Annotated in this window: 8 protein-coding genes and 2 pseudogenes; 4 read left to right on the top strand and 6 right to left on the bottom strand. The window is 58.5% G+C overall.

Going from position 1 to position 11,626, the window contains the following annotated elements:
• Position 1: 1 nt before the first annotated feature.
• Positions 2 to 1,021 carry an ABC transporter permease gene (locus HFX_RS16355; protein WP_004056163.1) on the bottom strand — a complete coding sequence of 340 codons (1,020 nt, stop codon included), beginning with the start codon at positions 1,019 to 1,021 and terminating at the stop codon, positions 2 to 4.
• Between the two features lie 9 nt (positions 1,022 to 1,030).
• On the bottom strand, positions 1,031 to 2,725 hold the full coding sequence (locus HFX_RS16350; RefSeq protein WP_137685699.1) for an ABC transporter substrate-binding protein: 1,695 nt from the start codon (positions 2,723 to 2,725) through the stop codon (positions 1,031 to 1,033).
• A 177-nt stretch (positions 2,726 to 2,902) separates the two neighbouring features.
• Here HFX_RS16350 and HFX_RS16345 point away from each other — a divergent pair, with 177 nt between their 5' ends.
• A complete protein-coding gene (locus HFX_RS16345; RefSeq protein ID WP_004056165.1) occupies positions 2,903 to 4,957 on the top strand; it encodes a hydantoinase/oxoprolinase family protein in 2,055 nt (684 codons plus the stop codon).
• Positions 4,954 to 6,735, top strand: a complete 1,782-nt coding sequence (locus HFX_RS16340) for a hydantoinase B/oxoprolinase family protein (RefSeq protein WP_004056166.1) — start codon at positions 4,954 to 4,956, stop codon at positions 6,733 to 6,735. Before HFX_RS16345 ends, HFX_RS16340 begins: the two co-directional genes overlap by 4 nt.
• A gap of 293 nt (positions 6,736 to 7,028) precedes the next feature.
• Here the strand turns inward: HFX_RS16340 and HFX_RS16335 are convergent, their stop codons facing one another.
• The gene (locus HFX_RS16335) at positions 7,029 to 8,600 is read right to left on the bottom strand and encodes an acyl CoA:acetate/3-ketoacid CoA transferase (protein WP_004056167.1); all 1,572 of its coding nucleotides are present in this window, start codon (positions 8,598 to 8,600) and stop codon (positions 7,029 to 7,031) included.
• Between the two features lie 336 nt (positions 8,601 to 8,936).
• Here HFX_RS16335 and HFX_RS19380 point away from each other — a divergent pair.
• Positions 8,937 to 9,295 (top strand): annotated as a pseudogene (locus HFX_RS19380) (IS6 family transposase); the annotation flags it as partial.
• A 40-nt stretch (positions 9,296 to 9,335) separates the two neighbouring features.
• Here the strand turns inward: HFX_RS19380 and HFX_RS19375 are convergent.
• Positions 9,336 to 9,752, bottom strand: a complete 417-nt coding sequence (locus tag HFX_RS19375) for a hypothetical protein (RefSeq protein WP_014732683.1) — start codon at positions 9,750 to 9,752, stop codon at positions 9,336 to 9,338.
• 157 nt (positions 9,753 to 9,909) lie between these two features.
• On the opposite strand from HFX_RS19375, the pseudogene HFX_RS19370 reads away from it, so the two are divergent.
• Positions 9,910 to 10,428, top strand: a pseudogene (locus HFX_RS19370) (hypothetical protein).
• A 154-nt stretch (positions 10,429 to 10,582) separates the two neighbouring features.
• Here the strand turns inward: HFX_RS19370 and HFX_RS20380 are convergent.
• A complete protein-coding gene (locus tag HFX_RS20380; protein ID WP_004056170.1) occupies positions 10,583 to 10,765 on the bottom strand; it encodes a hypothetical protein in 183 nt (60 codons plus the stop codon).
• A gap of 19 nt (positions 10,766 to 10,784) precedes the next feature.
• Positions 10,785 to 11,525, bottom strand: a complete 741-nt coding sequence (locus HFX_RS16320) for a hypothetical protein (protein ID WP_004056173.1) — start codon at positions 11,523 to 11,525, stop codon at positions 10,785 to 10,787.
• Between the last annotated feature and the right edge of the window lie 101 nt (positions 11,526 to 11,626).

The raw sequence follows: 11,626 nt of genomic DNA, 5'->3' as shown, positions 1-11,626 counted from the left end.
GTTAGTTTCCCTCGTGCCAGACGCGCGGGTCGAAGAATCCGTAGAGAACGTCCACGACGAAGTTCACGAACAGGAACGCACCGCCGATAACGAGAGTCACACCGACCATCGCGTTGATGTCTTTTTGCAGGATGGCCGTGACGCCGTAGGACGCCATCCCCGGCCACGAAAAGACGATTTCGACGACGAACGCCGACCCGAGCAAGAACCCGTAGTCGAGTCCGATAATCGTCAGCGTCGACGCGAACGACTTCCGCAGCACGTACTTGTACGCGATTAGCTTGTTCGGGATTCCGTGCGTCTCCAACCCTTCGACGTAATCCTTGTCGTACTCCTCGATGAAACTCGACCGCGTCATGCGGGCGATGTCCGCCATCGGCGCGAGGCTGAGCGTAATCGCGGGGAGGAGCAGGTGCGCTGCCGCGCTCGTGAACGCATCGACGTTGAACGCGAGCGCGCTATCGACGAGCAGGAGTCCCGTCACCTCGATGGGCAACGGACTCACATCGCCCAGCCGACTCGTCGCCGGAAGCCACCCTAACCAGAAGGCGAAGACCAACTGGAGCAGAATGCCTGCCCAGAACGGTGGAAGCGAGACGTTGAAGAACGAAAATACTCGGCTCAGGTTGTCCTGCCAACCGTCCTTGTTCATCCCGGCAACCACGCCGAGTGGAACCCCAACGAGAACCGCGATGAGCATCCCGAGCGTCGTCAACTCGAACGTCGCGGGGAAGAACTCCACGAGGTCCGCCGCGACGTTCCGATTCGAGATGAGCGACTGGCCGAGGTCGCCTTGCACCAGCCCACTCAGATAATCGATGTACTGTATCCAGAGCGGGTCGTTCAGGCCCATCTGCTCGCGGAGTTGCTGGACGGCTTCGTCGCTCGCCCGAGGCCCGAGCGCCAGTCTCGCGGGTCGCCCGGGGATGACTCTCGCCAGCGTAAAGATGAGCATCGAGAGGGCGACGAACATCGGAACTGTCGACAGCCCCCGTTTTATCAGGTACTCCTTGTAGCCCATTGTCGCGCCTCAGCCCTCGTGGAGCCAGTGGAAGGTCTGGCGGTAGCCGGTGATTCCGTTGTCTTCGAACCCCTTTACGGACCCGGCGAGCGCGTTTCTCGTCGCCTGATTCATCACGAAAAGTGCGGGTGCTTCGTCGGCAATGACTCGCTGTGCCTCCTCGTAGAGCGGAATCCGATTTTCCTTCGAGACGGTTCGCCGAGCCTTCGTCAGGAGTTCGTCCACGCGGTCGTTTTGGTACCACGAGGCGCTGGTCCACGACCCGTGGGAATCACTGTGCCACGCGGGGTAGAGGAACGTGTCCGGGTCAGCGTAGCTAAACGAGAGGTAAATTGCCAGCATGTCGGGCGTGGACTCTTTGCTGGTCACCATCTCGGTGATTTTCGACCAGGGTGCTTTCTCGATGCTCACGCTCGCGCCGAGCTTTTGGAGGTTCGACTGGAGGAGCAGTCCCATGTTTTTCTCGGTAGTCAGTCCGGTGACGTACGTGTACGTGAGGTCGATATCGCTGGCGGAGTACTCGGACTTCTCCAGTTCAGCTTTCGCTTTTTCGAGGTCGGTTTCGTACGTTTCGAGGTCCTCCGTGTGGCTCCACATCGCCCCCGGAAGCGGTCCCTTCAGGTGTTCGGAATCACCGAACATCACGTCGTTGAGCGCAGTTTCGTAGTCGAAGGCGTACGAAATCGCCTTTCGGACGTGCACGTCGTTCAGCGGTTCGCGCTGGGTGTGCATGTAGATGTAGAAGGGAGTGAACGTCGCCTTCGCACTCACTTTCACGCCGTCGGTTTGAGCCAGTTCGGTGTACGTGTCGAGGGGGAGCCACTGGTCGGACATCTCCGCACCCTGTTTGACCTTCCCGGCGACGGTGGCCGTCTCCTGAACCATATCGGCCGTCACACTCTCATAGCCGTTGTCGGGGAAGGTCCCCCACCAATCCTCGTTCCGTTCGATAACGACCTGCTGCTTCCGGTCGCGCTTGGCTAGCTTGTAGGCCCCGCTTCCGGCGTCGTTGTCTTCGAGCCATTCTGTCCCGTAGTCTCCGTTTGCGCCGAACTGTCCGTCGCTTTTCGTGTTCGCTTCGACCTGTGATTTGTTCAGGATGTAGAGGAATGGGAGCGTAAACGGGAACGGTGCGAAGATTTCGTTCGTGGTCATCTTCACCGTCTTCTCGTCGACGATTTCGACGTTTTCCGGTGAGAGGATACCCGACCACATCCACGAGACGCCCTGCTGCATGTCCATCATCCGCCGGACCGAATACTTCACGTCGGAAGCGGTCACGGGGTCACCGTTGTGGAACGTCGCGTCGTCGCGGAGTTCGAAAGTGTACGTCTTGTTGTCGTCGTCGACCGACCAGTTGGACGCAAGCCACGTCTGGATTTGTGGCGGCGTCTCGTTCGTGTAGTAGAGAAGTGGGTCGTAGACGTTGTGGAGCAGGATTGTCTCCAAGTTATCCGACCCCTTCATCGGGTCGAGTGAACTCGGGGTAATCGTGGTAACGTAGGTAAACTCGCCATCAGTCGACGATTCGTCACTACTTCCGGACTTATTGTCAGTTTGGCCCGCAGTCGTATCCGAACCGTGGGTCGTCGTTGCCGGTTCTTGATTTCCGGTACAACCGGCAAGGAGCGTCCCTGTACTCGCTAATGCACTGTATTTTAGCAGTGTGCGGCGGCACATGTGGCTCTTGTTACTCTCCGACATGATACCTAGCAGCATTCCACATATACTTAAATTTTTCTATAATTCAAACGATGCGGAGGCAACTACTCTTCTAATCGTTCACTATAATGTCTATCCTAGCCCGATTTGTACGATATAACGAACATATTGTTCAAACCTGCGAAAAGTATTTTACTGATCCGACGAAACGTCTCTTTCGTGAGTAGAGATAGCAAGACGCAACGGCTCGCAGTCGACATCGGTGGTACCTTCGTCGATGCGATTACGTTCGACCGCGAGACTCGGAGTATCGACCTCGAGAAGGCGGCGACGACATCCCAACAACCATCGAAAGGAGTGCTCAACTCAGTCGGGAAAGTCGGCGCTTCGCTCGAAGAGACCGAAGCCTTCGTCCACGGGACCACGCTCGGACTCAACGCGGTCCTCGAACGAGACGGCGCAAAGACCGGTATCATCACGAACGAGGGGTTCGAGGACGTGTACGAAATCGGCCGAACGAACCTCGAACGCGACGCGATGTACGACATCAACTATCAGAAACCCGCGTCCCTCGTCCCCCGTCGGCGACGGGTTGGTGTTCCCGGCCGGTTGAATGCCAGCGGGGCGGTCGTCGAAGAACTCGATACTGACGCTGTTCGCGATGCCGCGGCGTACCTCGTCGACGAACAGGGGGTCGAGTCCATCGCAATCTGTTTCCTCCACTCGTACCAGAACGACCAACACGAACAGGCCGCAGCGCAAATCGTCCGCGAAACCCGGCCCGAGGTCAGTGTCTCCGTCTCAAGCGACATCAGCGGCGAATACCGCGAATACGAGCGGACGAGCACGGCCGTTCTCGACGGCTACATCAAACCGATTTTCGAGAACTACGTCGATACGCTCGATTCGAACCTCGGACAGAGCGGCTTCGACGGGTCGTTTTTCATCACTCGCTCTGGTGGTGGCACGCTTACCGCAGAAAGCGCGAAAACCGCACCAGTACACACGATTCTTTCCGGTCCCGCGGGGGGACTTATTGGCGCGTCCCACGTGGGCAACGTAACCGGTAGAGAGAACCTGATTACCGTGGATATGGGTGGGACGAGCCTCGACGCCGCAGTCATCGAGGACGGCTCTCCCGTGGTGAAGTACGATTCGTCGCTCGAACATCAACCGATGATGATTCCAGTCTACGACATCCGGACAATCGGTGCCGGCGGCGGCTCTATCGCGTGGCTCGATGGTGAACTCCTCAAAGTCGGGCCGCAAAGTGCCGGCGCTGACCCCGGTCCCATCTGTTACGACAACGGCGGAACCGAACCGACCGTCACCGATGCCGCACTCGCCCTCGGCTTCCTCGACCCGAACGACTTCCTCGGCGGCGAGATGGAGACGGCGGAAGCCGCAGCACTCGACGGTATCGAATCGAAGTTGGCGGACCCGCTCGGGATGTCGGTCCACGAAGCGAGTAAGGGCGTTTTCGACGTTGCGCTTGCAAACACCGTCGGGGCGATTCGCGAAATCACGGTCGAAAAGGGACTCGACCCGCGGGACTTCTCGATGGTCGCCTACGGCGGTGCCGGACCGATGTTCGTCCCGCTTCTCGCGCGTGAAATCGGCGTCAACGAAGTGCTCGTCCCGCAGGCCCCCTCGGTCTTCTCCGCGTGGGGAATGCTGATGGCCGATGTCGTCTACGACTTCTCGCAGACGCATATCGCCGTCCTCGACGATATCGACCTCGAAACCCTCGAATCCGAGTTTTCCGAACTGGAAGACGAGGGTCGTGAAACGCTCGAAAGCGAAGGCATCGAAGAATCCAGACAGGAAATCGAGCGCGCGGTCGAGATGCGGTACTTCGGTCAGGAACACACGGTCGAAGTGAACGCGGACGGCGTCGAATCTATCGCCGAACTCGCCGAACGGTTCGAAGCGCAACACGAGACTCGATACGGCCACACCATGGACGACCCTGTACAGGCTGTCCACCTCCGCGTCCGTGCGGTGGGCGAAAACGACAAGCCGAGCCTCGACCCCGAGGACCCACGGACGGAGGGCGAACTCGAACCTGTCGGCAGCCGCAGCGCGTACTGTTTCGCCGAGAACGAATTCGTTGACTTCGACGTGTACCAACGCAGTGACCTGGCACCGGGCGACGAACTCGCCGGACCCACCGTCGTCACTGAACCGACCACCTCGCTCGTCTTCCACTCCGACCAGACCGCGACGGTCGACGAGTACGGACACATCACTATTACCACCGGAGGCGACCAATGAGCGCACAACACGATATCGACGCGGCGACCGTCGAGGTTATCCGGAACTACCTCACGTCGGCCGCGACCGAGATGCAACGAACGCTAATCAGAACCGCGTACAACACCATCATCTACGAGATTCTCGACTTCGGAATCTCGGTGTTCGACAAGGACCTCAACCTCATCGCCGACTCGCCGGGACTCGCGTTGTTCCTCGGCGCGAACGACTACGGCATCGAGAAAGCGGTCGAACACGTCGGCGAGGAGAACATGAATCCGGGGGACGTGCTCATCATGAACTATCCCTACTGGAGCGGAACGCACACCCTCGACGTGCTTCTTTTCGCGCCGGTCTTCCACGACGACGAACTCATCGGCTACACGACGTGCCGAGCGCACTGGCTCGACCTCGGGGCGAAAGACTCCGGCTACGTCCTCGACTCGACCGACGTGCATCAAGAGGGCGTGCTCTTCCCCGGCACGAAAGTGTACAAGGAGGGCGAACCGGACCCCGAAATCATGGACATCATCCGGTTTAACTCCCGGATGCCGGAGAAAGTCATGGGCGACCTCAACGCCCAGATTGCGGCCGTCAGAACCGGCGAGGAACGGTTGCGGGAACTCTACGAAAAGTACGGCGGTGAGACCGTCGAGGCGGCCATCGACAAAGTGCTCGAACACGGTGAAAACACCGCCCGCACTGCCGTCGAGGACCTCCCTGACGGAACGTGGTCGGCAACCGGCTACGCCGACGGCGTCAACCGCGAGGCTGGCGACCTGATTAAACTTCGAGCGGAAGTCACAATCGACGGCGACGAGTTTTCGGTCAACTTCGAGGGCTCTTCGGACCAAGTCGACGAACCGCTCAACATTCCGCCGGGGATGTCGGAGACCATCTGCAAACTCTGTTTCAAGACCGTCACGACGCCCGAAGAGGACTCGAACGGCGGGCAGTACGAACCACTGTCAATCGAGATTCCCGAAAACAACATCTTCAACGCCAGTTATCCGGCTCCGACGTTCACCGTCTGGACCGGTATCCTCGGCATCGACGTGGTCTACAAGGCGCTCGCGAAGGCGGTTCCGGACCGCGTCCCCGCCAGTACCGGCGGCGACCTCGCCGACATCATGCTCTACGGGCAGAACCCGGAGACGGGCAGGCCGTTCGTCGAAGCGAACAACGAGGGTGTCGGCTGGGGTGCCGGTGCGGCCCACGACGGCGCGAACGCACTCATGCATATCAGCGAGACGATGGTCCGCAACATCCCGGTCGAAGTCTTCGAGAACAAAGCCCCCATCAGGTTCGACCAACTCTCGCTCCGCGAGGACTCCGGCGGGCCGGGCAAGCACCGCGGCGGCCTCGGTATTCGCCGCGACTTCCGCATTCTGGAACCCGTCGGCGCGCTCTCGATTATCCAGAAGACGCGCACCGACAACTGGGGGATGGACGGCGGCGACTCCGGCGCAAAGAACGTGGTCGTCCTCGACTCGGACGAAGACGACTTCGACGACCGCGTGCAGGTTCTCGTCGATAACGATGACCTGCACGATGGCGACGGCAAACACGTCGGGATGTTCCGCGGGGAGTTCGTTCCGGGCGAGGTCATCTCGAATCGGACCGCTGGCGGCGGCGGCTTCGGCGACCCGTTCGAGCGTGACCCGGAGGCCGTCAGACAGGACGTTATCGACGGCTACGTCTCCCGTGAGGCCGCCGAGGAACAGTACGGTGTCGTCGTGACCGAAGACGACGAAATAGACTTCGAAGCGACCGAAGCGCGTCGTTCGTCCGGCGACTAGCGAGACACGAATCGACTATCGAACCACGCCCTGCCGACGCTGCGATATCGACCAAGGCTCTCCAGTGATCACCCACCAAGTTCCTCAGTAAATCCCGCCAAAGCCCCCGATACGCAACCACCGAGGGTTCCAACGGGACCGGCCTATGGTCCCCAACGAGGTATGCCCCAAACGACCTCCAAACTCCTTTCTGATTTCCGGCCCGAGCGCGTTTCAGATTCTCGGATACCCGGATTCGCTTTCCTGGATACTCGCTTCCGGCCTCGCTCTCGATTACCAGTCGAAGTTCACAATTACCGAACGTACTCGGTCAGGTCCATCGGTTCGTCGACGAACAACTGTTCGTCCATCAGTTCGAGAGTCTCGGCAACCGCTGGCTCGAATGCTAACTGGTCGAGCACGTCAGCGTCGAGGTCGACGCCGGGTGCGACTTCGGTGAGAACGAGTCCGTCAGCGTCCAGTCCGAAGACCGCACGCTCCGTCACGTACACCACCGGTTGTCCGACGCGGGCGGCGTAGTCGCCGCTGAAGGTGACCTGTTCGACCGACTCGCAGAACTTCTGTTTGTCTCCCTCGCGGTCGATTCGGAGTTCGCCACCGTCAACTGTCGTCTCCAACCCGCCGGTCGTGAGCGTCCCACAGAAGACCACTTTCTCGGCGTTCTGCGTGATGTTGATAAAGCCGCCGCAGCCGGGTAGTTGCGACCCGAATCGACTGACGTTGATATTGCCGTCGCCGTCGACCTGCGCCATCCCGAGGAAGCCAACGTCGAGGCCGCCGCCGTCGTAGAAGTCGAACTGTTGGGTGGACGAGACGAGTGCGTCGTGGTTCGTCGCCGTTCCGAAACTGATTCCGCCCGTCGGCGACCCGCCGACCGGCCCGGACTCGACGGTCTGGGTAATCTCGTCCGCGACGCTACCCGCTTCGGCGACGACCGGAACGAGTTCGGGAACACCGACGCCGATGTTGATGACCGAGTCGGGGACGAGTTCCATCGCGGCGCGACGAGCGATGACCGTTCGCGCCGATATCGGCGCGTCGTCGCCCGTATCGCCCGTCTCCTCGGTCAGAGGCGGGCGAACATCGCCAGCATACGCGGGATTGTAGGCCTCTGCGTAGGTTTGTTTGTGCTGGTCCTCGGGTGCGACGACGACGCTGTCGACGAGGACGCTCGGAACGGCAACGTCTTTCGGGTGAAGCGTCCCCGATTGCGTCACGCGCTCGACCTGTGCGATGACCGTCCCGCCGGAGTTGTGCGCCGCCTGCGCGGTCGCCAACACGTTCGAGGTGAGCGCTTCCCGCTCCATCGAGAGGTTCCCGTTTTCGTCCGCGGTCGTCGCCCGGATGAAGGTCACGTCGACGGGAATTGATTCGTAGAAGAGACATTCGTCGCCGCCGAGTTCGACGGCGTGGACGAGGTCTTCGGTCGTCTCGTCGTTCGCCTTTCCGCCCTCGTTCCGCGGGTCGACGAACGTTTCGAGACCGACCGTCGAGATGGTCCCCGGTTTGCCTGCGCCCGTATCTCGCAACAGGTGGTCCATGACGCCGAATGGGAAGTTGTACGCCTCGACGTCGCCGTCGACGATTCGCTCCATCAGTTCCGGGACGAATCCCCAGTGGCTTCCGATGACGCGCTTCAACATTCCATCTTGGGCGAGATGCGACACCCCGTTACCGTCTCGGTCGCCCTCTGCGGCGGGATGGTAGAGCGTTAGATTGCCGGGGGTACCGGTTTCCACGTACCGGTCTCCGAGTCCGCTGAGCAAGTATTCGGGAATCCCAACCGCGACGAACCCGGCGACTGCGAGCGTGTCGCCTTCATCGACACGTGAAACGGCGTCGTCAACATCTTCGATGAGAACCATGTCCCATACTCGCTGCGAGCGGTATTTTTACTTGATTATTCGGGAAGGACTGGATCCGCTCGTCTAAAGAGAACAGCGAGAGTTCCACGGGTCACCTGACCCGTGGTCGTTTACCCCGCTCGGACAGATTATCGGGACCCACTGCCAGCCTCGTCTTCGACCCCGGTGTCATTGCGGTGACCTTCAAGATAATCCACAACCGAGCCTATCCCCGAGATTTCCTGATAGATGGGTACTGATTCGATCGGTATCGTCCGCGACCACGTCCTCGACACTTCGACGGCGACTCGAGTTCACGCCGGACTCGAATCTGAGTACATTCCGATGTATGTGTTACAGTTGATTCTTGATGTCGAATTGTTTGGATGACGTGGCACCGATCCGGCTGCTGCGTTTCTCCATCGACTCTCGGAGAAACACGAGCTCTCAGATGCTGTATTTCCCGTCGATGACTACGGCTATCAGACTGCCCTCTCTCGAGTAGGAGTGAGCGGTCGGGTCGATTACGTCGAGCGAAACCGCGTCGAAAAGTGGCTTCACACCCTCAAAATGTGAGTGACCGTTTCAATAATTCGTGGGTGGGCAGTCATGCGAGCGTCTGTGAGTAGTTCATACAATTTGCGCAATACTATAATTTCCAACGACCGCACCAATCGCTCGACGGACGAACGCCAGTTGAGGAGGTCACTAACTAGACAGTGCCGGAATTGTCATACCATCATCCGGATTATAATATTATGTAGACCGACATCCATACATAATTCTCATTCCCTCATCTTCAGTAACTGCGAAGATGATGCTTACCGTTGATGCTTCGCCACAGCTCACAGTCGGTGAATAGTCATATGTTTGCCTCTCACCACTATACTCGACTGCCATCTGGTCAGGTGTTTCTGATACCTGCTCGGATTCGTTGTATGAGTTCGGAGGAAGTGTATATTCCCTTTTAAAAACCACATTTTCATCTTTATCAGACATCGTAATAAAGAACTGTACATGATGTTCGAGAAGGTTTGTTGCATGAACCTCATGTCCCTCTTTTTTGGATGTTTGTGTTCCGTCATTTATGCAACCTGTGAGAGGAAATAACAATGTTGCACTCGCAATGGCGCTACTAAACTGACGCCTGAAGACGCCTTTGCTTGAATCCATGTCCTAGAATTTTGGAGTAATTATTATTAATCTGACTACTGGGAAGATAAGGCACTGTCTAGTTAGAAATCGGGTTATTCTGCTCTGTTGAATAGCGGTCTAATCAGTCGATATCACCGCGTTAGAAGGGTGAGGCCAAAGAAATCAATTTCTGTCCATGGAAGTCGATCTCCTTGACTTCATTGAGCAGTGTCGTGACCTAGCCAAACAAGCGTTAGGGAACCACGCGGGCTAGCCCGCCACCGGCGGGTTCGCCCGCTGGGTCCACGTCGTTCTGCACTGCTTTCGGCTCGAAGAGGGCCACAGCTACCGTGAAACGCCGAATCGGCTGAAGTACCTGACCGAGATTCGTGACGCACTCGGCCTAGATCGGGACGACCTGCAGTCGGTGGCCGCTGACAACGGATTCCAAGACTGGCACACTGAGTACGAAATCGCCGCGCTTGACGTTGAGTATCTTGTTCACTACCGCGGGTCGTCACCGAAAGCAGCTGCGAACAACGTGCTCATCCGGGCAAAAGGCTACTCTCAGCGCTGGATGGCAGAAACACCGTACTCGACAACCAAGCGCTCGCTCGGCGACGCCGTGCGAGCGCTCGGCTAGTATCGACAGTTCCGTGAAATTGTCCTGATGTTCGCCCTCATTAACATCGAACCGTTGTGTGAGCCGCTGTAACCGTGACTCAGCATCTATTCAACAGAGCAGGTCATTCTAGCTGTATGATAGGGGGGACGGCGTATTTAAAAGTTCGAGACAGGAGGCGAACACCAGTGAGATTTCGTTGTCTCCTGTCGAAAGGTACAGTGGATTTGGGGTGTGGGAGTCCGCGTCAGTCGACAGTTCTCCGTCGCGCCCATTCGAGTCCGTACAGGAGCGACCCGAACAGGATGAGTACAGCGGGCACGAAGAAAATGAGCCGAATCATCGTCGGACTCTCCGTCATCAGTGCCATCAACCACCCCACGAACATGAAGAGTATTCCCGTACTCGCACCGCTGATAGCGATGGCCAAGGGGTGCACAGTTTGTTCGTCACGGAAAGACAGTTGCATGGTGAAAGAACCGGTGGGGAGCGCTTTTATTTACAGGTGTTTCTAGACACTCGCTGCAGAAGTACCCCAGTGAGACACCGGTCGCGGCGACACACGTGAGACACGCAACGGCACCTGCGATACTAACCGGCGGTGGCGTGGCGACGGCATAACACGCCCATCCGCACGTGCCGACACTGCTCAGTGTCGAAGTCATACAGACGGTGCAGGCTCCTGTGTCACACTCCTCCATCGGAGTTACGTCGGAAGTCGACGCGGAATCGAACGCGAAGGAATCGAACTCGACGAGCGTCGCCGTCGCATCTTTCGAGTCCTCTGGAACGACGCCGAATCCATCGATCGCCGAACTGAAGAACGCAGTCGACTCGTCGAGGTCGAACCCGAAGCGACGCTGCAGTTGGACTCGCTCCGCTTTCGTAGGGGCACGGAAGAACTCGGTTCCACCACACATATCGGAGAGTACCGACGCCGACTCGACCTCCGATGCGAGTCTGTACTCACGTGGGAGTGCACCTGCACGGACATCTTCGCCGAAGACGAAGTGTGCGACTTCGTGGGATTTAACCTCGGTGTACCGGAGCGTCCCGATCGCCGTCTCGAAGAAGTACGCTGTCAACTGGGCGTCGTCCCCTCGGAACGTGCTGACTAGCTTCTTGCCTGTACCGACGGAGGGGGAGCCGACCTCTCGAAGGACCCGCTGTACAGGTTCGTTGCGAAGCACTTGGTCAGTTGCTTCGTAATTCGGCTTCTGACTTGGGACTTGACCTTGTATCGGTAGTTGTCCTTCACGTCGGCCTCACCGCTCAAAATCTCGCGTTCTCT

This window comes from Haloferax mediterranei ATCC 33500 (genome assembly GCF_000306765.2).
Classification (GTDB): Archaea; Halobacteriota; Halobacteria; order Halobacteriales; family Haloferacaceae; genus Haloferax; species Haloferax mediterranei.
Note: the sequence above shows the minus strand (reverse complement) of the source record. Positions and strands in the feature narration are given on the sequence as shown.

What these genes read in the sequence shown, in the direction of transcription:
- HFX_RS16355 (WP_004056163.1), bottom strand. Translation starts at nt 1,021, where the DNA reads ATGGGCTACAAGGAGTACCTGATAAAACGGGGGCTGTCGACAGTTCCG.
- HFX_RS16350 (WP_137685699.1), bottom strand. Translation starts at nt 2,725, where the DNA reads ATGTCGGAGAGTAACAAGAGCCACATGTGCCGCCGCACACTGCTAAAA.
- HFX_RS19375 (WP_014732683.1), bottom strand. Translation starts at nt 9,752, where the DNA reads ATGGATTCAAGCAAAGGCGTCTTCAGGCGTCAGTTTAGTAGCGCCATT.
- HFX_RS16340 (WP_004056166.1), top strand. Translation starts at nt 4,954, where the DNA reads ATGAGCGCACAACACGATATCGACGCGGCGACCGTCGAGGTTATCCGG.
- HFX_RS16335 (WP_004056167.1), bottom strand. Translation starts at nt 8,600, where the DNA reads ATGGTTCTCATCGAAGATGTTGACGACGCCGTTTCACGTGTCGATGAA.